The sequence below is a fragment of the Providencia rettgeri genome (assembly GCF_013702265.1).
GTDB lineage: Bacteria > Pseudomonadota > Gammaproteobacteria > Enterobacterales > Enterobacteriaceae > Providencia > Providencia zhijiangensis.
On the sequence record NZ_CP059348.1, the window covers coordinates 1291682 to 1315597 of the forward strand.

The 23916-nt window shown below is 44.6% G+C and carries 21 protein-coding genes and 1 riboswitch; of the genes, 17 read left to right on the forward strand and 4 right to left on the reverse strand.

Going from position 1 to position 23916, the window contains the following annotated elements; translation table 11 throughout:
* Positions 1 to 12: 12 nt before the first annotated feature.
* On the forward strand, positions 13 to 702 hold the full coding sequence (modB, locus tag H0913_RS05845; protein WP_036950542.1) for a molybdate ABC transporter permease subunit: 690 nt from the start codon (positions 13 to 15) through the stop codon (positions 700 to 702).
* Position 703: 1 nt separating this feature from the next.
* On the forward strand, positions 704 to 1771 hold the full coding sequence (gene modC, locus H0913_RS05850; RefSeq protein ID WP_154604655.1) for a molybdenum ABC transporter ATP-binding protein ModC: 1068 nt from the start codon (positions 704 to 706) through the stop codon (positions 1769 to 1771).
* A 193-nt stretch (positions 1772 to 1964) separates the two neighbouring features.
* Here modC and H0913_RS05855 read toward each other — a convergent pair whose 3' ends face one another.
* Complete coding sequence (locus tag H0913_RS05855; RefSeq protein ID WP_154604656.1) at positions 1965 to 2783, reverse strand: pyridoxal phosphatase; 819 nt, start codon at positions 2781 to 2783, stop codon at positions 1965 to 1967.
* Positions 2784 to 2995: 212 nt separating this feature from the next.
* On the opposite strand from H0913_RS05855, the gene pgl reads away from it, so the two are divergent.
* Positions 2996 to 3976 carry a 6-phosphogluconolactonase gene (pgl, locus tag H0913_RS05860; RefSeq protein WP_154604657.1) on the forward strand — a complete coding sequence of 327 codons (981 nt, stop codon included), beginning with the start codon at positions 2996 to 2998 and terminating at the stop codon, positions 3974 to 3976.
* A gap of 46 nt (positions 3977 to 4022) precedes the next feature.
* On the opposite strand, the gene bioA is transcribed toward pgl, so the two are convergent.
* Entirely contained in the window at positions 4023 to 5294 is a 1272-nt protein-coding gene (gene bioA, locus H0913_RS05865; protein ID WP_181478134.1) for an adenosylmethionine--8-amino-7-oxononanoate transaminase, read from the reverse strand.
* A gap of 93 nt (positions 5295 to 5387) precedes the next feature.
* On the opposite strand from bioA, the gene bioB reads away from it, so the two are divergent.
* The 6 genes from bioB (at position 5388) to H0913_RS05895 (ending at position 12891) form a co-directional block, all read left to right on the forward strand.
* Positions 5388 to 6425, forward strand: coding sequence for a biotin synthase BioB (gene bioB, locus H0913_RS05870; RefSeq protein WP_181478135.1), 1038 nt, complete (start codon positions 5388 to 5390; stop codon positions 6423 to 6425).
* Complete coding sequence (bioF, locus tag H0913_RS05875) at positions 6425 to 7582, forward strand: 8-amino-7-oxononanoate synthase (RefSeq protein ID WP_181478136.1); 1158 nt, start codon at positions 6425 to 6427, stop codon at positions 7580 to 7582. The genes bioB and bioF overlap by 1 nt, the downstream gene beginning before the upstream one ends.
* On the forward strand, positions 7560 to 8375 hold the full coding sequence (bioC, locus tag H0913_RS05880; protein ID WP_154604660.1) for a malonyl-ACP O-methyltransferase BioC: 816 nt from the start codon (positions 7560 to 7562) through the stop codon (positions 8373 to 8375). Before bioF ends, bioC begins: the two co-directional genes overlap by 23 nt.
* Entirely contained in the window at positions 8368 to 9042 is a 675-nt protein-coding gene (gene bioD, locus H0913_RS05885; RefSeq protein WP_181478137.1) for a dethiobiotin synthase, read from the forward strand. Before bioC ends, bioD begins: the two co-directional genes overlap by 8 nt.
* A 624-nt stretch (positions 9043 to 9666) precedes the next feature.
* On the forward strand, positions 9667 to 11685 hold the full coding sequence (gene uvrB / locus H0913_RS05890; RefSeq protein ID WP_154604662.1) for an excinuclease ABC subunit UvrB: 2019 nt from the start codon (positions 9667 to 9669) through the stop codon (positions 11683 to 11685).
* Positions 11686 to 11907: 222 nt separating this feature from the next.
* Positions 11908 to 12891, forward strand: a complete 984-nt coding sequence (locus H0913_RS05895; protein WP_181478138.1) for an Rpn family recombination-promoting nuclease/putative transposase — start codon at positions 11908 to 11910, stop codon at positions 12889 to 12891.
* Between the two features lie 85 nt (positions 12892 to 12976).
* Here H0913_RS05895 and pgtP read toward each other — a convergent pair whose 3' ends face one another.
* The gene (gene pgtP / locus H0913_RS05900; protein WP_132494322.1) at positions 12977 to 14356 is read right to left on the reverse strand and encodes a phosphoglycerate transporter PgtP; all 1380 of its coding nucleotides are present in this window, start codon (positions 14354 to 14356) and stop codon (positions 12977 to 12979) included.
* A gap of 400 nt (positions 14357 to 14756) precedes the next feature.
* On the opposite strand from pgtP, the gene H0913_RS05905 reads away from it, so the two are divergent.
* Genes H0913_RS05905 through pgtA form a run of 3 tightly spaced genes read left to right on the forward strand, consistent with a single transcriptional unit; the run spans position 14757 to position 19229 of the window.
* The gene (locus H0913_RS05905) at positions 14757 to 15986 is read left to right on the forward strand and encodes an ABC transporter substrate-binding protein (RefSeq protein WP_181478694.1); all 1230 of its coding nucleotides are present in this window, start codon (positions 14757 to 14759) and stop codon (positions 15984 to 15986) included.
* Positions 15983 to 17989 (forward strand): two-component system sensor histidine kinase PgtB, encoded by a 2007-nt coding sequence (gene pgtB, locus H0913_RS05910; protein ID WP_181478139.1) that lies wholly within the window; start codon positions 15983 to 15985, stop codon positions 17987 to 17989. The genes H0913_RS05905 and pgtB overlap by 4 nt, the downstream gene beginning before the upstream one ends.
* A complete protein-coding gene (pgtA, locus tag H0913_RS05915; protein WP_181478140.1) occupies positions 17982 to 19229 on the forward strand; it encodes a two-component system response regulator PgtA in 1248 nt (415 codons plus the stop codon). The genes pgtB and pgtA overlap by 8 nt, the downstream gene beginning before the upstream one ends.
* Positions 19230 to 19292: 63 nt before the next feature.
* Here the strand turns inward: pgtA and H0913_RS05920 are convergent, their stop codons facing one another.
* Positions 19293 to 20201, reverse strand: coding sequence for a gluconeogenesis factor YvcK family protein (locus tag H0913_RS05920; RefSeq protein WP_154604381.1), 909 nt, complete (start codon positions 20199 to 20201; stop codon positions 19293 to 19295).
* A 481-nt stretch (positions 20202 to 20682) separates the two neighbouring features.
* Positions 20683 to 20818, forward strand: a riboswitch (molybdenum cofactor riboswitch).
* On the opposite strand from H0913_RS05920, the gene moaA reads away from it, so the two are divergent.
* The 5 genes from moaA to H0913_RS05945 all read left to right on the forward strand — a co-directional run bounded on the left by moaA (position 20808) and on the right by H0913_RS05945 (position 23852).
* Positions 20808 to 21788 (forward strand): GTP 3',8-cyclase MoaA, encoded by a 981-nt coding sequence (gene moaA / locus H0913_RS05925; protein ID WP_181478141.1) that lies wholly within the window; start codon positions 20808 to 20810, stop codon positions 21786 to 21788. Its footprint overlaps the riboswitch before it by 11 nt.
* Positions 21789 to 21814: 26 nt before the next feature.
* Positions 21815 to 22294 (forward strand): cyclic pyranopterin monophosphate synthase MoaC, encoded by a 480-nt coding sequence (moaC, locus tag H0913_RS05930; protein ID WP_154604379.1) that lies wholly within the window; start codon positions 21815 to 21817, stop codon positions 22292 to 22294.
* A complete protein-coding gene (moaD, locus tag H0913_RS05935; protein WP_181478142.1) occupies positions 22291 to 22536 on the forward strand; it encodes a molybdopterin synthase sulfur carrier subunit in 246 nt (81 codons plus the stop codon). The genes moaC and moaD overlap by 4 nt, the downstream gene beginning before the upstream one ends.
* Positions 22537 to 22538: 2 nt before the next feature.
* A complete protein-coding gene (moaE, locus tag H0913_RS05940; RefSeq protein WP_181478143.1) occupies positions 22539 to 22991 on the forward strand; it encodes a molybdopterin synthase catalytic subunit MoaE in 453 nt (150 codons plus the stop codon).
* A 153-nt stretch (positions 22992 to 23144) separates the two neighbouring features.
* Positions 23145 to 23852: a Bax inhibitor-1/YccA family protein gene (locus H0913_RS05945; protein ID WP_036949765.1), complete on the forward strand. Its 708-nt coding sequence runs from the start codon at positions 23145 to 23147 to the stop codon at positions 23850 to 23852.
* Positions 23853 to 23916 lie beyond the last annotated feature (64 nt).

Genomic DNA, 23916 nt, shown 5'->3' on the forward strand with positions numbered 1-23916 from the left:
ATATCGTTGCAGATGTTAAGTCCTTATGAATGGGAAGCGATTTACCTCAGTTTAAAAGTTTCCAGCGTGGCGGTGCTATTTAGCTTACCGTTTGGTATTTTGATGGCTTGGGTATTAGTCCGCTGCCATTTTCCTGGCAAAACATTGCTCGACAGTATTATCCACTTACCACTGGTGCTGCCACCAGTGGTAGTGGGATATTTGCTACTCGTCAGTATGGGAAAGCGAGGGTTCATTGGCGAATGGCTGTATGACTGGTTTGGTTTCAGTTTTACATTCAGTTGGCGAGGAGCCGCATTAGCATCGGCGGTGGTTGCATTTCCATTAATGGTGAGAGCGATACGCTTAGCGTTAGAAGCCGTAGATAAAAAGCTGGAACAAGCAGCACGAACCCTTGGTGCGAGCCCATTAAGAGTTTTTTTCACGATCACCATCCCATTATCGTTACCGGGAATTATCGTCGGTACGGTTTTAGCGTTTGCACGTTCTCTTGGCGAATTTGGGGCAACCATTACGTTTGTGTCTAATATTCCAGGGGAAACTCAGACAATCCCACTTGCTATGTATACGTTGATAGAAACGCCAGGAGCAGAAACCGATGCGGCGCGTTTGTGTATTATTGCGATTGTCTTAGCCTTAATTTCGTTATTAATTTCAGAATGGCTGACCCGTTGGGGCAAGAAGCGTCTGGGGGTAGCCTAATATGTTAGAACTAAATTTCGCTCAAAGATTGGGTGATTTACAAATGGAAGTGAATACCCAGTTACCCACGGAGAGCATCACGGCAGTTTTTGGATTATCCGGTGCGGGAAAAACATCACTAATCAATGTGATAGGCGGATTAACTAAGCCAAATAAAGGGCGGATAGTCCTAAATGGACGTACGCTGGTGGATATCGAAAAAGGCATCTGTCTACCCCCAGAAAAGCGCCATATTGGCTATGTTTTCCAAGATGCTCGGTTATTTCCTCACTACCGCGTAAAAAGTAATTTACGTTACGGTATGGCGCCGCAAATGAAAGAGCGATTCGACGATATCGTTGAATTGCTGGGAATTGAAAAATTACTAAATCGCTTTCCAATGACCCTCTCCGGTGGGGAAAAACAGCGGGTGGCGATTGGGCGCGCATTATTAACAGCGCCTGAAATTCTGTTGATGGACGAGCCATTAGCCTCCCTTGATCTCCCACGTAAGCGTGAATTATTGCCTTACTTAGAAAAGCTCTCCCAAGACGTTAAAATCCCAATTTTGTATGTCAGTCATAGCCTCGATGAAATCCTGCGTTTGGCTGATAAAGTTATCGTCATGGCGCAAGGTAAAGTGAAGGCATTTGGCCCCCTAGAAGAGGTGTGGGCAAGTAGCGCTCTGCGACCTTGGTTGCAGCAAGAAACCTTGAGTAGCGTGCTGAGTGTGGAAGTGCATAGCCAGCACCCAGATTATCAGATGACGGCGGTGATGGTTGGCAATCAAAAATTGTGGATCCCCCGCATCGATGTAGATAAAAACAGTGCGTTGCGGTTACGCATTGATGCGTCTGATGTCTCTTTAGTGCTTGAAAAACCGCAAGTTAGTAGTATCCGAAATATTCTATCTGCGGAAGTGGTGGAGTGGATAGAAGATGGCGAGCAAGTGGATGTGAAGTTAGATTTGGGTGATGAACACTATCTGTGGGCGAGGATCACGCGCTGGGCTAGGGATGAACTTTCGATCCGTAAGGGGCGGAAGGTGTTTGCGCAGGTTAAGTCGGCATCTCTTTCTAAAACATTCTAAAGGATTGTCGTTCTTCATACCGCCATGTTAAGGCCCGTCGTTCTTCACACCGCAGCGTTGTTGCCTTCATTAACTCACCCTAGTCACATACTTGTGTATGCTCCTAGGGATGAGTGAATTCGTCGCCTAGCTGCAATGCGAATAACTTAGAGCCTTGCTCCGAGTTATGCATTTATCTATGCGACAGTACTTCTTACAAAACATATTTGCGGATCACTTCGGCGATACCCGGTTCGGTATTCACGCGAGTGACAAGCTTCGCTTGCTGCTTGATTTCATCAACAGCATTGCCCATAGCAACTCCTAGGCCTGCAGTCGTTAGCATACTTAAATCATTGAAATTATCGCCGAAAGCAACCACATCATTCATGCTCATGCCTTGGGATTCGACCCATTCTTTCAGGCGCTGGCCTTTGCTATTGCCTTTGCGACCCACATCCACTTGATCTTCCCACGACCATTCGCAATCTAAGTCTAATTCTGACTCAATTTCACGAACAACATCGTGCAGGCGTTGATGGTCTGGGGAGGTGACAGCAAATTTCCAAATATACTCATATTGATTGAGCGCATGAGCGAAGTCTTCGATAAATTCGAAAGTTGGACGCTGGTGTTGAGGTAAAGATTGCGCCCAATTTAATGTCCGCGTCACACCTTCAGTTTTCGTGTGATATAGCATCGCATTATCAACATACATTAAATGTTGAATATCAGAGCCGCGCAGTTTTTCAATCAGTAAAGCAGCTGAATCCACCGTCATTGGGTTAGACTCTAAGACTTTTTTACCTAAATAGTCATACAGATAGGTACCGTTACAGCAAATTGCAGGGGTATCTAAGTCAAGTGTCTGATAAAACGGATGAATGGCCACATGGTGGCGACCTGTCACAATGATGACTTTTACCCCTTGTCGACGGGCTTCATTCAGGACTTCTAAAGATTCGGGCAGAATTTTTTTCTGGTGATCAAGTAGCGTTCCATCGAGATCAAGGGCAATAACACGGTATGACATAAACGACTCCATATGATTTTTTCGGATTCATTTTAGGGCTTTATGATAACTGAAGTTGATTAGTGTTTATACACTAAACTGTGCTGCGTAGGTTTTTAGTGGTGATTGGGTTTTTAAGCGTAATTTGGTTTTTTAGCGGCAATTTGATTTTTTTTCGGTATAGTCAGTCCATCATTTCATTCGATGATTTTACTATCAATCAAGGAGTCAGGATGGATCAGGTTGTTTATGTTGCCAGCCCAGAAACCCAACAAATTCACGTTTGGGCGATGAATCAAGTGGGTGAACTCTCACTGTTGCAAACCGTGAATACGCCGGGGCAAGTGCAGCCAATGGTGGTGAGCCACGATAAAAAGCATCTGTATATCGGGATCGGGCCTCACCTGAGTGTTGTGACCTATAATATTGAACCTCAAGGTACATTACGTTTTAAAGCACAAACCTGCGTGCCAGGAAAACCTGTGCATTTATCGCTGGATAATAGCGGTAAATTTCTATTTGTTCCTTCTTACCACCAGCATAATTTAACGGTATTACCGATTGGTAGTGACGGCGTTGCAGGGGCACCAATTCAAGTTATCGAAGGATTACGCCATCCGCATTCATCCCATATGGACGCTGATAATCAGCAGCTGTGGGTGCCATGTTTAGGCGAAGATCATATTCGTTTATTTGATCTGGCAAACAATGGTTATTTAACCGAAGCTACAGCGGATCAAATTACAACGGCACCAAAAGCAGGTCCTCGCCATTTAGCGCTACACCCTCAAGAAAAAGTGATTTACTGCTTGAATGAACTAGATTCCACGATCAACGTTTATCATAAATTTACGCGTTACCGTGAAATGCAGAATGTCGCGTTGTACCCTGCGGGTAATCTGAGCCAGCGTTGGGCAGCGGATATTCATATCACGCCAAATGGTCGTCATTTATATGCGAGTGAACGCTCAGAAAGTTACTTAGCTCACTATCAAGTGTCTGAGAATGGGCGCGAGTTAAGTTTAGTTGGACGCTACCCAACGCAAGCGCAGCCTCGTGGTTTTAATATTGACCCATCAGGGCGTTTCTTGGTGTCGAGTGGACAAAAATCTGATCATATTTCAGTGTCAGAGATTGATTCTATCACTGGAAAATTGACTGAATTAGCGCGTTATAAAGCCTCTGCGGGCTGTATGTGGGTGACATTCCGTTAAAGGTTGAGCAAATGTCGCTGAGTGGATAGCTCAGCGACATTTTACGTTAAGCGGCGAGCACTTTTTCCATTACTTGAGTTATTTTACTCAGCTGCTCAGGGGTAATAATATACGGCGGCATCACATAAATAAGCTTACCAAATGGGCGTACCCATACCCCTTCAGCCACAAAAACTTTCTGCAATTCGGCCGTATTGACCGGCTGCTTCATCTCAATCACACCAATAGTGCCTAACACCCGAACATCCTGAACACTTGAATAACGGGCAAGGGGAAGTAACTCTGTTCTTAGTTGCAGTTCAATGTTGGCAACAGTTTCTTGCCATGGGCTTTCTAGCAATAATTTCAAACTGGCATTGGCAACGGCGCAGGCCAATGGGTTCCCCATAAAGGTCGGTCCGTGCATAAAGCAGCCAGCTTCCCCATTACTGATGGTTTCCGCGACATGGCGAGTGGCAATGGTGGCCGAGAGTGTCATATAGCCTCCCGTCAAACCTTTTCCTAGGCACATGATATCAGGAGAAATTTCCGCATGCTGGCAAGCAAATAACTTTCCGGTACGACCAAATCCTGTGGCGATCTCATCCGCAATTAGCAGTAATCCGTAATGGTCGCAAAGCTCACGAACGCCTTTAAGGTAATTAGGATGATAGAAACGCATTCCGCCCGCACCTTGAACGACAGGTTCGAGGATGATCGCAGCAATATCTTGATGGTTTTCGGCAAGTTGATGCTTGAGTGGCTGAAGATCATTTTCATTCCATTCATCATGGAAACCACATTGAGGCGCGTCGACAAAAATATGAGGCGGCAAATAACCTTTGTATAAACCGTGCATGGAATTGTCAGGATCACACACCGCCATCGCACCAAAAGTATCCCCATGATAACCATGACGTAACGTGAGAATTCGCTGGCGCTTTTCACCACGAGCTTGCCAGTATTGCAGCGCCATTTTTAAGGAAACTTCCACGGCGACGGAGCCTGAATCGGCAAGGAAAACACACTCTAATGGCTCAGGGGTGATGGCAACCAGTTGCTTGCACAATGCAATGGCAGGTGGATGGGTAATACCCCCGAACATCACGTGAGACATTTTCGCCAGTTGGTCGGTGACTGCTTGATTGAGTACCGGGTGATTATAGCCATGAATGGTTGCCCACCATGATGACATTCCATCCACCAGCCTTCTACCATCTTCCATAATCAGCTCCGCACCTTCTGCGGCAACGATTGGGTAGGCAGGAATAGGGTGGCTCATTGAGGTGTAAGGATGCCAAATGTGCTTGGCATCAAAAGCAATATCACAGATGTCCATAATCATTTTTCGTCAACTTTTTTTAGATCATTTAGTTGACATGATAATCGCAATATTTAAACTGGCAACAACTTTTTCAACTGGAGAGTTCCCGTGAGCCAACTAAAACAGTGGACAATAAAACAAGCTAACGAACTGTTTTCAATGCCGTTTTTTGAATTATTATTTCAAGCACAGCAAGTACATCGCCAACATTTTGACCCGCAACAAGTGCAAGTGAGCACGCTGCTATCTATCAAAACAGGGGCATGTCCTGAAGATTGTAAGTATTGCGCTCAGAGTGCGCGGTATAAAACGGGCTTAGAAACTGAGCGCTTGATGGAAGTCCAGCAAGTGGTTGAATCGGCGAAGAAAGCGAAAAATGCCGGTTCTACGCGTTTTTGTATGGGGGCTGCGTGGCGTAACCCGAAAGAGCGTGATATGCCTTACCTTGAAATGATGGTCAAGGAAGTGAAAGCGCTAGGCATGGAAACGTGCATGACGCTGGGGATGATTGATGATTCGCAAGCAGGTCGCTTAGCGGATGCGGGTTTGGATTACTATAACCATAACCTTGATACCTCACCGGAATATTACGGCAATATTATCACCACGCGAACTTACCAAGACCGTTTAGATACGCTGGATAACGTGCGTAATGCGGGAATTAAAGTCTGTTCAGGTGGCATTTTGGGACTAGGTGAAAAAGTCAGTGACCGTGCGGCATTACTCGTGCAGCTGGCGAACTTACCAAAGCCACCAGAAAGTGTGCCTATCAATATGTTGATGAAGGTTGAAGGCACGCCAATGGCAGATAACGACGATGTCGATCCATTTGATTTTATTCGTACTATTGCTGTGGCGCGGATTATGATGCCAAGCTCCTACGTGCGTTTATCCGCAGGGCGTGAGCATATGAACGAGCAAACCCAAGCGTTGTGCTTTATGGCGGGTGCGAACTCTGTTTTCTATGGCTGCAAACTGTTAACCACACCAAACCCGGATGAAAATAAAGATATTGCGCTGTTTAAAAAGCTGAATATCAACCCTGAACGTATCGAAATGGAAGACGGGGAAGACCTACAAGCAGCGAAACTGGCAGAAACACTGTTAACCGCTGACAATCCGCAATTCTATAATGCGGCCGTCTGATGGTCTGGACATCGTTTATCGATAGCCAATTGCAGAAGCGCAAAGACGCTTCTGCATGGCGTGAGCGCAGATGTATTGAAAAAAGCTCTGGGCGGGAACTCCATTTTCAAGGCAAAAGCTACCTGAATTTTTCGTCGAATGATTATTTAGGGCTGAGCCAACATTCTGAAATTATCCGTGCTTGGCAGCAAGGTGCGCATGAATATGGGGTAGGAAGTGGTGGCTCTGGGCATATCACGGGGTTCACTCACGCTCATTACCAAGCGGAGCAGAAGCTAGCGGATTGGCTAGGTTATCCACGTGCCATTTTGTTTATCTCTGGCTTTGCCGCTAACCATGCTTTGATCACCGCGTTAATGACGGCGGAAGACCGTATTTTGGCTGATAAACTCAGCCATGCTTCTTTGTTAGAAGGGGCGATGCATTCCCAAGCCCAGTTACGACGCTTTAGCCACAATCGTGTTGATTCCTTAAAAAAACTAATCAGCAAACCCCATACAGCGAAAACGTTAGTGGTGACGGAAGGGGTGTTCAGCATGGATGGGGACAGTGCACCACTTGATGAACTGCAAACACTGGCTCACGCTCACAATGCATGGTTGATGGTGGATGATGCTCATGGACTTGGGATCTGGGGCAAGCAAGGGCGTGGTAGTTGTGATGAATATGGTATTAAGCCCGATATTCTCGTGGCCACCTTTGGTAAAGCCGTTGGCGTTAGCGGGGCAGCGGTGTTGTGTGATGAACGCACTGCGGACTTTTTAATTCAAGCGGCTCGCCACCTTATTTACAGCACCTCAATGCCTCCGGCTCAAGCCGTTGCTATCTCGGCGGCGGTAGGAGAAATTCAACAAGCGGACGAGCAGCGAGCTCAATTACAGCGCAATATTCACTATTTTAAGCGCCAGCTTAATTTACCGGATATGCATCTAGTGGATTCGAATACGGCTATCCAACCGCTGATTGTCGGGGATAACGAAAAGAGTTTGCAGTTATCACAATTTTTGCGCGAGAAAGGCATTTGGGTTCAAGCAATTAGACCACCGACGGTTCCACCGGGTAGTGCTAGATTACGCATGACATTAAGCGCTGCTCATCAGCAAGACGATATCGACAAATTATTGGAGGCACTCAATGAGTTTGTCTTTGTATCATGATGAGGCGAGTTTATCGCGAAATACTCGAGAAAAAGCCAAGATAGCGTCGGCATTTGGGCGTGCAGCTTCCCGTTATGATTCTCTGGCTAGCTATCAACAAAATAGCGGTAAGCAGCTGCTTAGCTTGTTAGAAAGCCACGGGGCAATAGAGACTTCTATGTTTTCTCAACAGGTATTAGATGCAGGTTGTGGAACAGGATTTTTTAGCCAAATTATCAAACAGATGGGAGCGCATGTGACGGCGCTTGACCTCTCCGCGGGCATGCTGGATGTCGCGCGAAGCAAGCAAGCGGCGCACCGTTATGTGTGTGGGGATATGGACACACTTCCTTTTGAGGATGCCAGTTTTGATTGGGTATTTTCGAATTTAGCCATTCAGTGGTGCGATGATCTATCTCATGCTCTAAGCGAGTTATATCGTGTGACCAAGCCTGGTGGCATTATCGGGTTCACCACATTAGCGGAGCACTCCCTTGGTGAACTCTCGACGGCTTGGAAAGCGTTAGATGACTCCCCTCATGTTAACCGTTTTTTACCCTACTCAAAGATTATTAAGAGCTGTCAGGCGTGGCGTAGCCAACTTTATCAACAAGCGGATACGCTCTATTTTTCTAACCTCATTGAATTGCTTAATTCGGTGAAGGGGATCGGCGCAACTCACTTAACTGCGGGTCGCCAAGCGGGGCTGATGACACGTCAGCGTTTGCAGCAACTCATCGAGGTATACCCAAATACCGAGAAAGGGCTGCCATTAACCTATCAAACTGTATTTGGAATTATTTATCGTGACTAAAACGTATTTTGTAACCGGAACCGATACTGAAATCGGCAAAACGATGTCGAGTTGTGCATTGTTGCAAGCGGCTAATCTGCAAGGGCTGAAAACCGTAGGGTATAAGCCAGTTGCTTCAGGTAGCGAAATGACGGCTCAAGGTTTGCGTAATAGCGATGCACTACAACTGCAAGCTAATAGCCGCGTTACAGTGCCTTATGAGCAAATCAATCCTATCATTTTTGAAGTGCCGACATCACCACACATTGTTAGTGAAAAAACAGGTCAGCCCATTGAATTTTCTGTGATGACTCAAGGGCTAAAACAGTTACAGAAGCAGGCTGAATGGGTACTAGTGGAAGGTGCTGGCGGCTGGTATACCCCATTATCTGCCGAACAAACCTACGCAGATTGGGTGGTTGAGCAGCAGTTACCCGTGATTTTGGTGGTTGGTGTGAAGCTTGGATGTATTAACCATGCGGTATTAACCGCGCAAGCTGTGAAAGCCTCTGGGTTATCTTTAGTTGGCTGGGTTGCGAATGAAGTGGAGCCTGCGGGCACATATCAACAAGAATATCTCACTGCATTGAAGCGTATGATCGATGCGCCATGCTTAGGGATCATCCCGCATATCGAAAGCCAATCTACCGATTGTTTAGGGCAATATTTAGACCTTCCCTTCCTTTAAGATCCCTTAAAAATCGTCATAAACCCGCTATACAATTAGCTATGGCGGGAATACGCCTTTGACTTGTTTTCGCCGATCTTTTTTAACGTTAATGATCCTTTTTTTGTCAAGTTTCATCGGGAAAATACTAAGTAGTTTCCGTAAAAAAACAGAATATTTTTCTTTTGTCGCGAATGGAGAGTAAAAACACTTTCACCATTTCGCCATATTTCTGTCATTTTATTGTCAAACCGTAAAATGAGCATGTTACGGGAGTGCATGAGGCGGAAGGGCTTCCAGAGTTATCCACTATTTCTGTGGATAACCTTGTGAATTAACATTCAAAAACCATTCTGATGCTAGGTGACAAGCGGCTTTGCCTTTATTTGATGTGATTCTGGGCTTTTGTATAATTTTATTTAAATACAATTAGTTAAATAAAAGCAAGCGTTCTATTTAGATTTGCGTTAAAGCCAAAAAGTCTAAAAGCATAAAATATCCACTTTCGAAAAGGTCAAGTTTTATTTTGGGGATAACATTTTCGTAAACAGATTTCAACCTCATAAAAAGGAAATTTATCGCCAGCACTTGAAGCTGGTTTTTTATCCAGTATCATAGGCGAGAGATTATTAAAGAGGCATAACTATGAGCAAGGATTTTAAACTGTATTCTGATTTTCAGCCGGGAGGCGATCAGCCTGAGGCGATTCGTAAATTAAGAGAAGGGTTAGAAGATGGTCTTGCTCATCAAACCTTGTTAGGGGTTACGGGGTCGGGTAAAACTTTTACAATTGCCAACGTTATCGCGCAAGAAAATCGCCCAACGATGTTGATGGCACATAACAAAACTTTGGCGGCGCAACTCTACAGCGAAATGAAAGCCTTCTTTCCTGAGAACGCAGTGGAGTATTTCGTTTCTTACTACGACTATTATCAGCCTGAAGCGTATGTCCCCAGCTCGGATACCTTTATTGAGAAAGATGCCTCGGTAAACGAACATATCGAGCAGATGCGTTTGTCTGCAACCAAAGCTTTACTTGAGCGCCGTGATGTCATTGTAGTGGCATCGGTCTCTGCAATTTATGGGTTGGGTGATCCAGATAGCTACTTAAAAATGATGCTGCACTTGACTGACGGCATGATCATTGACCAGCGCTCTATTTTGCGCCGCCTTGCAGACTTGCAGTATACCCGTAATGACCAAGCATTCACGCGAGGAACTTTCCGCGTTCGTGGCGAAGTGATTGATATTTTCCCAGCAGAATCCGATGAATATGCATTAAGAGTTGAACTTTTTGATGATGAAGTGGAGCGATTATCGTTGTTCGACCCGTTAACCGGAGCTATTCAACATCGCGTACCACGTTTTACCGTCTACCCAAAAACTCACTACGTGACGCCAAGAGAACGGATCCTTGAGGCGATGGAAAATATCAAAGTCGAGTTAGCCGATAGGCGAAAAGTGTTGTTAGAGAATCATAAGCTACTGGAAGAGCAGCGGATCACTCAGCGCACCCAATTTGATTTGGAAATGATGAATGAGCTGGGCTACTGCTCAGGGATTGAAAACTATTCACGTTATCTTTCGGGTCGCGCACCGGGCGAGCCACCGCCAACCTTATTTGATTATTTGCCCGCTGATGGATTGCTGGTTGTGGATGAGTCTCACGTCACCATCCCTCAAATTGGTGCGATGTATAAAGGTGACCGTTCTCGTAAAGAGACTCTCGTCGAGTATGGTTTCCGGCTGCCTTCTGCCCTCGATAACCGCCCAATGCGGTTTGAAGAATTTGAAGCTTTAGCGCCTCAAACTATCTATGTCTCTGCGACACCGGGTAATTACGAGTTGGATAAATCAGGGCAGGAAGTGATTGAGCAGGTAGTTAGACCTACTGGGCTGCTTGATCCACTGATTGAGGTACGTCCGGTGGCAACGCAGGTGGATGATTTGCTATCCGAAATTCGTATTCGCGTCCAGAAGCAGGAGCGTGTGCTGGTCACCACCTTAACCAAACGCATGGCGGAAGATCTCACCGAATATTTAGAAGAGCATGGGGAGCGTGTGCGTTATTTGCACTCGGATATTGATACGGTTGAGCGTGTCGAAATTATTCGTGATTTACGCCTCGGCGAGTTTGATGTACTGGTTGGGATCAACTTATTGCGAGAAGGTTTGGATATGCCAGAGGTTTCGCTGGTGGCTATCCTTGATGCTGATAAAGAAGGTTTCTTACGTTCAGAACGTTCACTGATCCAAACCATCGGTCGTGCAGCGCGTAACTTGAACGGTAAAGCCATTTTGTATGGGGATAGGATCACTAACTCCATGGAAAAAGCCATTGCTGAGACAGAACGACGTCGTGCCAAACAGATGGCGTTTAACGAAGCCCATGGCATCACGCCTAAAGGCTTGAACAAGAAAGTGGGGGATATCCTCCAGATTGGTCACAAAGTGGGTGGCAAAGGGAAAGGGCGCAGCAAAGAGAGCATCAAAGATGAATCTCTGCTTAATGTTCAATCCATGTCAACGAAAGAGCTGGAGCAGCGTATTTCTCAATTGGAAGCACAGATGTACAAACATGCTCAAGATCTGGAATTTGAAGCCGCTGCTCGAGTACGTGACGAATTACAAACATTACGAAACCAATTTATCGCCAATTCGTAATTCACGATAATCGTTAAAAACGTAGTAATTTATTAAGCGCCTCTTAGCACTGCAATATGCAGGTTAAGGGGCTTTTTTTATGAATGAAATAAGTAAATAATTCGATTAAAAGCAAAGAGTTAACCTGTCAAGGAATTATCGTAAATTAGGACTAACTTTTTCTCACTCTCCCAAAAATATTGGTTAGTATCTCGTCATCTTATGAACCAAGACGAGACCGAGATGGTGACCCAATCAATTGTAGCTCCTCATGATTCAACCTTTAAAGGCTTTATGAGCAAAGTGGATAATGCGCGGGATTTTTTTGAAGTCCATCTTCCTAATCGCATTAAGCACCTCTGCAATTTTGATACCTTGAAGTTAGCCAGTGCTTCATTTGTGGATAAAACATTGCGCTCTCGTTTCTCGGACATGCTCTATTCCGTTCAAACACTCAAGGGTAAGGGGTATTTTTATTTCTTGGTGGAGCACCAGTCTTCCCCCGATAAGCTTATGGGCTGGCGGCTGATGCATTACGCATTTTGCGCGATGAATCAGCATTTGCAGCAAGGGCATCAAACTTTGCCGCTGGTGGTTCCCATCCTGTTTTATCATGGAAATCAATCCCCTTATCCTTATTCCCAATCATGGACGGATTGCTTTGAGTGGTCTGATTTAGCTCATAGTTTGTATTGTAATCCACTGCCGTTAGTGGATGTCACGGTGGCAAGTGACGATGAACTGGTGAATCACCGAAAAGTCGCGGCGATGGAGTTAGTTCTCAAACATGCTTCTGTGAAAGATGACCTTATGGTGCTGTCAAAGCGCTTAGCGCAGGTGATCCATGAGAATGAAAACCACCGTGATGACGTTATTTTAATCATCAACTATCTGTTTAGTGTGATGGATACGCCGACATACAAGAAGATAGTCAAAACATTAATAGAAAAAACCGAAGGATATCAGGAGACCGTTATGACCATTGCCGATCGTTTAAGAATTGAAGGGTTAAAAAAAGGGTTTAGGCAAGGAAGAAGAGAGGGCAGAGAAGAAGGAAGAGAAGAAGGCAGAGAAGAAGGTCGTGAAGAGGCTAGACAAGAGGAGCAGGAGAAGGCCAAACAACGTATTTATGCCCAAGTTTTGACCAGCTTAAGTTTAGGTTTAAACATTGAGGTCATTAGTCAAATTACAGGCTTATCCCCGACAGAAATCGAAGCAATTCATTGATACATCATTCATTGAGACATAAAGAAGGCGGAGTTCAGTGAGAAGCCGAACTCCGCCATATTTTTAGTCAAATTTTTTAGCGTGATTACGCGTTCGCTAATTGACCTTTTGCTATTACCGATTGACGGTTACGCTCAAGTTCTAATGCGCCTAAGTGAGACAGCACACAGAAGATAATGCAGCAAACAATTCCCCCTAAGAGCAGATAGAAACCGGCATGCCAGCCCATACGGTCAACCACGAAACCAAATAAGCTAGTACCTAAAGTTGCGCCAAGGATATAGCTCATAAAACCACGTAGGCCGACGGCTGAACCAACTGCGAAGCTTGGCACGATTTCCATTGTTTGTACTGACGCTAAGAACTGAGGCACATAGATTAAGCAACCAACTACTGCAGCAAAGAAGGTGACGACAGCTAATGATTGGCTTTGCCAGTAACCGATGAGGCAGAAGAAAATCAGTGTCATACAGACAATAGCTAACGGCATTCTACGACCTTTAAACAGTTTGTCTGTTAACCAACCCGCTAATAAAGTGGATGGAATCGCTGCCCATTCGAAGAATAAAAATGCCACGCTCATTTGATCTTTAGAGAAGTTTTTCTCTGTCAGTAGGTAGATTGGTAGCCAGCTGATCACACCGAAACGCACCATATACACAAAGACATCAACAAAAGAGATATACCACGCATTTTTGTTTTTCAGTACATAGGTACAGAAAATCTGGAAGGCGCTCATGTTCTCTGGTGATTGCTCTTTTTGCGCCGAAGTCAGGATCACTTTTTCTTCTGGCATCATTTGGTCAAGTGCAGGTAAACCTTCTTGTTTTGGGGAACCTTTACCTAATACCAACACAACCCCTGCAAATAAAATCGCAATACAAGCGGGAACCATGTAACTCGCACTTTGCCAGTGCTCAGTGCCTAATACAGCGAAAGCAGCACCGACGATTGGGGCAACAATACCACCGCCCACGTTATGAGAAATATTCCAAAATGCACCGATACGACCACGTTCACGACGCGGGAACCAGTTTGCAATGGTGATAAATGACGGACCCACACCCATGCCTTGGAACATACCATTAAGCACTACAAAACCAACGAATAACCAGAATGCGTTACTAAACCCCATTCCGAAGTTGACGATGGCACAGAGGATCAAACCAAATGCCATAAATGCTTTTGGGCTAGCTTTATCGGCAAGGCTACTCATCACGCCTTTGCTGATCCCGTAAGCAATCAGCATACAGCTGGTTAATAGACCAATTTGAGTCGTACTTAAATCTAAGTTTTCTTTCAAATATGGGGTAGAGAGCGTGAAGTTGTTACGAACAATATAGTAAGCCAAATAGCCTAAGAAAACGCTGAGCAGTGCTTGAACACGATAGCGTTTATAGGCGGCAGGAACTTTTTCTGGTGCAATTTGTTTTTTTGCCGTGGCTGGCGTTAAAAATGACAGCATAGGTTCACCTGTGAAATAGAGTAAAAAGAAATTCCCTGATGTTTTTTGTCGTTTTATTTCTGACAGGCTCATCATGTTCTTGTTGAAAAAATATCGCAATATGAAGGGTTTGGGTCAAAATTGACCCAATTTTGTATAGTGACGAGTCAAATTGACCCATTCATAAATTAACGGGAATGGATTTCAAAAAATGAACAACTAAGGGTTGATTTAATCGCGTAACAATGAGAATAAAGCGGGTAAGTTTTGTCGTATGCCCATAAATCCGAAAAGGGTAAAATTTGTCTCAAATGCACTTTTTGACAAACTCACACTATTGTTACTTTCTTTGATATGAATCACATCTACCCAGGGGATGACTACGCTTATGAGACTAATAACACCAATTCGTCCACTGATAATGCAGCTCTGTTTTTTTATTATCTTTCTAAACAGCGTGGGAATTAGTCATGCGAAAAATGATGAGTTGGTGATAGCGACAACATTCTCACCCGAAGCGACACAGGCGATAGTCACGAATTGGAATGCGCGAGAGGATGGGATGCCTATCCGCACGATTAACCGAACCAGTGCATCATTAGAACGCTTGTTAGATACCGATGCTTTGGAAAATGTTGATTTAATTCTGACCTCCTCGCCGATGCTGATGCACCATCTGCAGCAGCATAATCGGTTGAGTGCATTGCCGGATATTCCTGAGTATTCCCAGCGCTTAATTCCTGAATCTTTAAAAGGTTCCATTGCTGCGGTGGCATTTTCTGGATATGGCATTTTGACTAACCGAAAATGGATGGAACAAAACAAATTACCCATTCCAAAGACATGGGATGACCTGACAAATAGCCAATATCAAGGCTCGTTACTGATAAGCAGTCCATCTCGCTCTGATACCTATCATTTAATGATTGAGTCGCTATTACAGCAGCGAGGATGGGAAGATGGATGGCGTATTTTACTGGGAATGTCGGGGAATTTAGCGACTGTTTCATCCCGCAGTTTTGGGGTTGCCGATAAAATCAAAGTGGGGTTAGGTGGGGCTGCACCGATTATTGATAACTATGCAAATGTGCTATTAACCGACCCTGAACTCGAGTTTCACTATCTGCCGGATTCAGCCACATCTCCAACATTTATTGCGATCACTCGCCATAGTTTAGCGCCAGAAAAAGCGCGAAAACTGATTGATTTTTTACTCAGTGAACAAGGGCAACAAGTGTTTGCAGACAGCAGCACAGGAAAATACCCAGTTACCCCTCTTGAGGATGATAACCCTCGAAAAGCGCAGCAAAGCCAACTATTAGATTCCCCTAAACCGCTGGATGTCCATTTGGTATTACAGCGTCAACGATTAGTTCAGCAACTGTTTGATGCGGCTATCACGTTTCGTTTAACGGAATCGAAAGATGCTTGGCGTGCGGTGTATATGGCGGAAGCTAAGTTAAAACATCCTTTACCAGAAGTTCGAGCACTACTGACGGCGATGCCAGTCAGTGCGAAAGAAAGTGAGGATCCTGCTTACTATTCGCGCTTTGAAGATAATCGCAAAGCGGAAGAGGAATATATGCGCTGGCAGCATTTCTTTCAGGAGCAGCAGCGCCAAGCCATCAGTGTATTGGAAGCGATTAAATGAAAACATCGATAGTGAAATTGATGGGGCGCTTTAGTATTACGGCTATTTTACGTGGAGCATTTATCGCGGGTGCATTGATGACATTGATCGTCAGCTGCGTCAGTTTGTATGCATGGCAAGAGCAAAATAAGCAGATCCGCTACGCACTTGGGGACTATTTTCCCAAAATGCAGGCTTCATTTTTGATTGAAGGACAGCTAAATACCTTAGTTAATGAGTTGAACGAATTTTTAAAAGCGCCAAATACAGCAACAAGATTACAACTACGCAACAAGATCACGGCACATTTGGCGCAAATCGCCGCGTTTAACCAACAATTAAATGGGGAGGATCAACAGCAGATTTCCTTGATTTTGTTGCAAAGTCAGGATCTTTTGCAGCGTCTGGATAAAGCGCTGTATGCCTTGTTTTTAGCACGGGAAAAAATTAATACGCTCTCTTCTCGGATCAATTGGCTACATGACGACTTTAGTACGGAGCTCAACTCGTTATCGCAAGATATCAGCCTGCAGCAAGGCTCTTTGCTGGACAAAATTGAGCAAGATCCTCGTCAAGCCAAAGGGCTACAAAGTCGGTTACGTAACGTCCAAGGGGAGTTGCAGTTAATTTATACACTGGCGCGTTTGGAAGAGCAGATCACCAATATTTTGACGGGACGCTTGAAGGATATTCAAGGGGATAATGCTTTTGATGATCCCATCGATGTTGGCGGTTATGCCCGCTATTTAGGGTATTTAAAAACGAATTTGGCAGCCAATGAAGAGGCGTTGAATTTATACCCAAGTTCAGTAACGCTGCGTCAAACCATCGATGAGTTATTAGATATTGGCCTTTCTGATAACCAAATGCTTGAAGTCCTACAAAATTATCAAACAGCAAAAAGAGCCTTGAATGAAGCGACAACCGAAAAGGAGCGAATTTTGGCTGATTTTCGCTCTCAGCTTGATTTGCAACTTGGGAGTAGCCACTTTCAGCTACAAACACTAAACCAGCGTTTAGCGAACATTATGTCGTGGAGTGGCACAATTATTATTATTACCGCAGGGTTGGCGTTACTGTTGGTATTACTGTTCAATATGCTGTTTATTCGCCCTCGCTTGGTCAAGCGCTTTACCGCATTAAATCAAGCAGTGGCTCGGATCAGTATTGGGGATTTGACGACCCATATTCCTGTCGAAGGTCGCGATGAGTTAGGACGAATTGGCACACTGTTACAGCGCAGTATTGCTCAAATTAATCAACAGAAAACTCAGTTAGAACAAGAAATTGCAGAGCGTAAGGCAATAGAAGAAAACTTAAGAACCACGCAAAATGAGCTGATCCAAACGGCAAAACTCGCCGTCGTGGGGCAGACGATGACCACCTTAGCTCACGAAATTAACCAACCGCTAAATGCGCTCTCGATGCACCTGTTTATGGCGAAAAAAGGGTTGCCAGAGCAAGATAATGACACCTCGTTGATGGCGATAAATAAGTCAGAGCAACTTGTGGCTCGAATGGATGGCATTGTGCGTTCACTTCGCCAATTCGCTCGCAAACGTGATGATAATGAGCAATTACAACCTGTGAATTTACGCCAATCAATTCAAAGCGCTTGGGATGTTCTGAAGCTTCAACATAAAACCCGCAAAGTGATATTAAGTTATCCAGATATATTGCCTAAGGTGCTGGGGGATGAAATTGGTATTCAGCAGGTGTTGGTTAACTTGCTCTCTAACGCGCTTGATGCCAGCCCCACAGAGGCAGAAATCACCGTTGATTACAGCGAAACCGCGGATAAGTTGTTGTTGACCTTGTGCGATAACGGAACGGGTTGGCCACTGCATTTGGCGGATACATTAATGAAACCCTTTACGACAAGTAAAGAGATTGGGCTGGGTGTTGGGTTATCCATTAGCCAATCGATTATGCAGCAAATTGGTGGTGAGTTAAGAATCGCTTCTACACTGCGTGGAAATGGGTGTGTAATTTTAGAATTTAAAAAGGTACTTGAAGATGCTTGATGACAACCATGACATATTGCTGATTGATGATGATAAAGATGTATTGGAAGCGTATTGTCTATTACTCGAACAAGCGGGATACCGAGTTCATGCGTGTGATAACCCATTGACAGCAAAAGAGTTAGTCCACCGCGATTGGTGTGGTATTGTTCTTAGTGATGTGTGTATGCCGGAATGTTCGGGCATTGAGCTAATGACACTCTTTCTCGCCAAAGACAAACATCTCCCTGTGGTATTGATCACTGGGCATGGGGATGTGCCAATGGCGGTGGAAGCGGTCAAAATGGGGGCATGGGATTTTCTACAAAAACCCATTAACCCAGAATATCTCTTAGAGCAAGTCGCTAAAGCGTTGGCAGCGCGTAAACAGCGTGTATTGCAGCGCCGGTGGGGTAAAAACCAATTGATGCTCAATTTTGTGGGGAGCAGTGAATGGTCACAGCAAGTTCGCGGGCAGCTTCAAGGGTTATCGGAAACTCTTGCCGCCGTGTTTTTACAAGGAGAGTTAGGTAGCGGCCGCACTTATTTAGCTCGCTATCTACATCAAATTAGCACACCGCAGCACGCGCCATTGGTGATCAAAACATTATTAAATGAGCAAGAAGTGCCTGTTGAAACATGGGTCTCAGAGGCTCACTCAGGCACATTGGTGATTAAGAATATTGAGTTACTCCCTGTGAACCAACAGCGTTATTTGGTTCAGCATTTACAACAAGACCAACGGGGATTTCGCTTGATTGGGATTTCGGATCAGCCGCTGCTTACTTTGACTAAACAGCAGCAAATCATTGCGGAACTCTATTATTATTTCTCATTAACCCAAGTGAATTGCTTGCCACTATCTCAGCGTAAGGCGGATATTCCGGTTTTGTTCCAGTATTATTTAGAGCTGGCTTGTACTCGATTGAATCAGAAACTACCTGAACTGGATGAGTCTTTTGTCAAAAAATTGAGTCGGCGTCATTGGCCTGGAAATGTAACGGAGCTAGCCAACGCAGCGGAGCTATATGCGGTTGGCATTATGCCGATGGGGGAAACGGCGAATCCGTTATTAACGTCGGTAGCGCCAACGGCATTAGATCAACAAATTGAAAATTATGAACGGCAGATTATTACTGAAGCGCTGAATATTCATCAAGGGCGAATTAACGATGTGTCGGAATATCTGCAAATGCCGCGGAAAAAACTCTATTTGCGCATGAAAAAGTATGGATTAGATAAGCACCATTATCGGACATAAATTATTGGAGATAAATAGAGAGAAAGTTGCAGGGATTGACCTGCAACTTGAAATTTCAGGGAATTACAGAAGAGGAATGGTCTCTTCGATGGCTTTTAACAGTAAGTTTCTATCATGGCGATAAGGAATATCATCCGCCTCTAATACTCGCTGAGTCACTTTGCGTTCTTGGCGGATTGTTGTGACATCGGTACGCGGTCCAACAATCACCGCATCGATTTTTTTGCGGCCAATATAACGCTCCATCATCACTAATTTTTCAGGAAGTGTAAGGCTGGCAGCGGAGGTGCTGATTTCTTTGCCTAAATTACCGATATACACCATCGGCGCTTGGCTCTCTTTCAGGGCGCAGGCGATATCATCGAGTAATAACAGGGGCATTAAGCTGGTAAAAAAACTACCAGGGCCGATTAAAATCAAATCAGCTCGATGGATAGCATCAAGGGCTTCAGTGGTCGCTTTAACGGGCGGGTATAAACGCAGTTCTTGCGGTAACTCCTGTAAAGCATCCACATTGACTTCACCGTAGACTTCATTACCCATATCATCGATCGCCATCAGGTCTACCGGCGATTCAGACATCGGGATTAATTGCGCATCCACTTTCAGCATATTGCGGATTAAATTGATAGCTTCAAGTGGGCGAACACTTAAATGATCAAGGGATTTCAGCATTAGGTTACCGAGATTATGCCCTGATAATTCCCCTGTACCTGCAAATCGGTATTCAAACATCTTAGAGGCAATGGATGGCTCAGTAATCAACTGATTCAAGCAATTACGCATATCACCCCAAGCAATCCCTCCTTCAGAACGACGAATTCGTCCTGTAGAGCCACCATTATCCGTGGTGGTGACAATGCCAGTTAGACGGGAGCCTAAAGATGAGAGAGAAGACATCACTCGACCAAGTCCATGTCCACCCCCAAGGGCGACGACGTGATTAAGATTTGTCAAACTACGGTTTGGCATAGTGTTCCTATTTAAACAATCAATCTATTTAAACTGTCAATCTAGCTAAATTATCAATCTAGAATCAGTGCTAAAACAAAATTGGCGCTAATCTATCATAAAACACGATTCGAAGTTTACTTGCTGTGATAAAAAACAATAAAAGAGAATATTCTCGATCGGTATCACAAATTTCTTGATTATGTTCTGAATAAAAGTACGAGATAAAACTGATCTACAACAAACAATGTGCACAGAGTTAACCTCATTTTGACGAGATTTTGACAGATAGGCGTTTGTCATCACATGGAAATAGCAAAAAATTATCCATAATAATAAGGACTTCTGAATCTAGCGGCTATTTTCTGTAAGTCGTTGTATATTAAGTTATATATCGTTTTTGGATTCGCTTTTTCATCTGCAATGGGCTAAAATCCTTACAGAAAATAAGTGAACCCAGTGATGATCGTCTTAACTCTCTAGGCTTAATCAACTCACAGGGTTCCAGATAAAACTCCTAGCCTTTGTGTCTAAGTTCTCCTGAATATGATGCTCTGGCCGTGACCTTGAGTCACCAGGGTGCAAGATAGAAATGTCTGCATCTCCCGTATTTGGAAAGGTGTGAATATGCAGCAACTTGTCGATCAATTTGACCGAAAATTTTACTATCTTCGTTTATCTATCACTGATGTTTGCAACTTCCGTTGCACATATTGCCTGCCTGATGGTTACAAACCGAGTGGCCGCCATGAATTTCTGACACTTGATGAAATCCGTCGAGTGAGCCGCGCTTTTGCTGAGTTAGGGACTGAAAAAGTCCGTATCACTGGCGGCGAGCCAACGATGCGTAAAGATTTCACCGATATCATCGCCGCTATCAAAGAAAATAATTCCATCAAAAAAATTGCCGTAACAACCAATGGTTATCGTATGGCGCGTGATGTACAAGCATGGCGAGATGCAGGTTTGAATGCCGTGAACGTGAGTGTGGATAGCCTTGATCCTCGACAATTTGCCGCGATCACAGGGCAAGATAAATTTTTCCAAGTCATGAAAGGGATCGATGCGGCATTTGATGCAGGCTTCGAAAAAGTCAAAGTCAACGCGGTCTTGATGAAAAACGTCAATGATATCGCTCTTAAATCTTTCCTCAATTGGATCAAACACCGTCCAATTCAACTGCGTTTTATTGAACTGATGGAAACAGGGGAAGGCAGCAACCTATTCCAACGTTACCATGTGTCTGGTGAAACCGTTCGTGATCGCCTCATCGCAGAAGGCTGGTATATGCAGTCACGTTCTCGTAGCGATGGACCAGCTCAAGTCTTTAGTCACCCTGATTACCAAGGGGAAATTGGGCTGATCATGCCGTACGAAAAGGACTTTTGCCAAAGCTGTAACCGTCTCAGGGTCTCTTCTTTAGGCAATCTGCATTTGTGTTTATTTGGTGAAAATGGCATTCCACTGCGTGATTTACTGGGTGATGAAAACCAGAATGAAGCCCTAAAAGCACGTATCCAAAGTGGGTTAATGTCTAAGCGAGAAACCCATTTCCTTCACCAAGGCGACAGCGGGATCACCCCGAATCTTTCCGTTATCGGCGGTTAATAACTTTTTGATTTTCAGGAGTAATTATGTCCCAACTGACCCACCTCAATGCGTCGGGCGAGGCGCACATGGTTGATGTATCAGCCAAAGCAGAAACTGTCCGTGAAGCACGCGCAGAAGCGTTTGTGACGATGAACCCAGAAACTTTAGCCATGATTGTAGATGGCAGTCACCATAAAGGGGATGTTTTTGCGACGGCACGTATCGCGGGGATCCAAGCGGCAAAAAATACGTGGCAGTTGATCCCGCTGTGCCATCCTTTACTACTGACCAAAGTGGAAGTCATTCTTGAAGCTGAGCAAGCCCATAACCGTGTGCGCATCGAAACTTGTTGCCGATTGACAGGGAAAACGGGCGTCGAAATGGAAGCGTTAACGGCGGCTTCTGTCGCGGCATTAACTATCTACGACATGTGCAAAGCGGTACAAAAAGATATGGTTATTGGTCCTGTGCGTTTATTAGAAAAAACGGGCGGAAAGTCCGGTCATTTTAAGGTGGAAGCATGATCACTGTCCTCTTTTTTGCTCAAGTTCGTGAGTTAGTTGGCATTGAGCGCTTAGAGTTAGTGGCACAGTACCCAACAGTAGAATCTTTGCGCCAAGCATTGGCACAAAAAGGGGATCGTTGGGCGCTGGCCTTGGAAGATGGCAAATTATTAGCTGCTGTTAATCAATCGTTTGTTTCAGCTGACCATCCCCTGAATGCGGGTGATGAAGTGGCTTTCTTCCCACCAGTTACCGGGGGATGATTATGGACAATACCCATATTGCGGTACAAACCGAGAATTTCAGTGTCGGCGAGCAGTATACGTGGCTCGCTGAATGTGACAGTGATGGCGCCGTAGTGACATTCACAGGTAAAGTTCGTAATCATAATTTAGGGGACAGCGTAGCGGCGCTGACTCTTGAACACTATCCCGGAATGACAGAAAAAGCCTTAGCGGACATTGTGATGCAATCTCGCGAACGCTGGCCGCTGCAACGCGTGAGTGTGATCCACCGTATCGGTACTTTACAACCCGGTGAAGAGATTGTATTCGTGGGTGTGACCAGCGCACATCGTAATGCCGCATTCCAATCCGCTGAATTTATAATGGATTACCTGAAAACCAAAGCACCATTCTGGAAAAAAGAGTCTCTTCCTGATAATGAGCGTTGGGTGGAAGCCAAAGAGAGTGATGAAGCCTCTGCAAACCGTTGGTAGTCTTAAATTGTTACGCGGAAAATGCGAATAAGCCGAATGGTAATGTCAAAATATTGTGATAAACTTTGGAACAAATTTGTCCGATCACAGTAAGGATTACTCTGTTGGTGGTTTTGCTGGGTCGATTTTTCTTAAAATGGAAGGGTAACCATCATGGGTCAATTTGATCAACGTAATGATTCTCTTGTCCAGAATGCCAGTACTGGTGTTCAGGCATTTATGTCGCAAGTCTACGGTTGGATGACCGTCGGGTTATTACTGACAGCTTTTGTTGCTTGGTATTCCTTAAGCAGCGGTCTGTTTTTCACTATCGCAACGAACAAAGTTCTGTTCTTTGGAATGATCATCGCTGAACTCGGTTTAGTGATGGGCCTGTCTTTCTTACTGCCTAAAATGAGCGGCGCGATTGCAACTGGGATGTTTATGCTATACGCATTACTGACTGGTTTAACTATCTCCGTTATTTTAGCGGTTTATACGGGTGAGTCTGTTGTTGGAACGTTCATCATTACCGCAGTTATGTTTGGTGCGTTAAGCTTCTACGGCTACACCACTAAGCGTAGCTTAACAGGAATGGGTAACTTCCTGTTTATGGCGCTGATTGGTCTGGTTGTGGCTTCTCTAGTTAACATCTGGCTGCAAAGCTCCATGATGTACTGGGTGATTACTTACGGTGGTGTGTTACTGTTTGCTGCATTAACTGCCTATGACACTCAAAAACTGAAAGAAATGGGTGAGCAAATCAACCAAGATGACAGAGAAAATATGCGTAAATACTCCATTATGGGCGCGTTATCTCTGTACTTAGACTTCATCAACCTGTTCCTGATGTTACTGCGTATTTTCGGTGATCGCCGTTAATTGCTAATCAAGCAGATTGAAAATATGAAACCCCGCAATCAGTTAATGGTTGCGGGGTTTTTTA

What these genes read in the sequence shown, in the direction of transcription:
- modB (WP_036950542.1), top strand. Translation starts at nt 13, where the DNA reads ATGTTAAGTCCTTATGAATGGGAAGCGATTTACCTCAGTTTAAAAGTT.
- modC (WP_154604655.1), top strand. Translation starts at nt 704, where the DNA reads ATGTTAGAACTAAATTTCGCTCAAAGATTGGGTGATTTACAAATGGAA.
- H0913_RS05855 (WP_154604656.1), bottom strand. Translation starts at nt 2,783, where the DNA reads ATGTCATACCGTGTTATTGCCCTTGATCTCGATGGAACGCTACTTGAT.
- pgl (WP_154604657.1), top strand. Translation starts at nt 2,996, where the DNA reads ATGGATCAGGTTGTTTATGTTGCCAGCCCAGAAACCCAACAAATTCAC.
- bioA (WP_181478134.1), bottom strand. Translation starts at nt 5,294, where the DNA reads ATGGACATCTGTGATATTGCTTTTGATGCCAAGCACATTTGGCATCCT.
- bioF (WP_181478136.1), top strand. Translation starts at nt 6,425, where the DNA reads ATGGTCTGGACATCGTTTATCGATAGCCAATTGCAGAAGCGCAAAGAC.
- bioC (WP_154604660.1), top strand. Translation starts at nt 7,560, where the DNA reads ATGAGTTTGTCTTTGTATCATGATGAGGCGAGTTTATCGCGAAATACT.
- uvrB (WP_154604662.1), top strand. Translation starts at nt 9,667, where the DNA reads ATGAGCAAGGATTTTAAACTGTATTCTGATTTTCAGCCGGGAGGCGAT.
- H0913_RS05895 (WP_181478138.1), top strand. Translation starts at nt 11,908, where the DNA reads ATGGTGACCCAATCAATTGTAGCTCCTCATGATTCAACCTTTAAAGGC.
- pgtP (WP_132494322.1), bottom strand. Translation starts at nt 14,356, where the DNA reads ATGCTGTCATTTTTAACGCCAGCCACGGCAAAAAAACAAATTGCACCA.
- H0913_RS05905 (WP_181478694.1), top strand. Translation starts at nt 14,757, where the DNA reads ATGCAGCTCTGTTTTTTTATTATCTTTCTAAACAGCGTGGGAATTAGT.
- pgtB (WP_181478139.1), top strand. Translation starts at nt 15,983, where the DNA reads ATGAAAACATCGATAGTGAAATTGATGGGGCGCTTTAGTATTACGGCT.
- pgtA (WP_181478140.1), top strand. Translation starts at nt 17,982, where the DNA reads ATGCTTGATGACAACCATGACATATTGCTGATTGATGATGATAAAGAT.
- H0913_RS05920 (WP_154604381.1), bottom strand. Translation starts at nt 20,201, where the DNA reads ATGCCAAACCGTAGTTTGACAAATCTTAATCACGTCGTCGCCCTTGGG.
- moaA (WP_181478141.1), top strand. Translation starts at nt 20,808, where the DNA reads ATGCAGCAACTTGTCGATCAATTTGACCGAAAATTTTACTATCTTCGT.
- moaC (WP_154604379.1), top strand. Translation starts at nt 21,815, where the DNA reads ATGTCCCAACTGACCCACCTCAATGCGTCGGGCGAGGCGCACATGGTT.
- moaD (WP_181478142.1), top strand. Translation starts at nt 22,291, where the DNA reads ATGATCACTGTCCTCTTTTTTGCTCAAGTTCGTGAGTTAGTTGGCATT.
- moaE (WP_181478143.1), top strand. Translation starts at nt 22,539, where the DNA reads ATGGACAATACCCATATTGCGGTACAAACCGAGAATTTCAGTGTCGGC.
- H0913_RS05945 (WP_036949765.1), top strand. Translation starts at nt 23,145, where the DNA reads ATGGGTCAATTTGATCAACGTAATGATTCTCTTGTCCAGAATGCCAGT.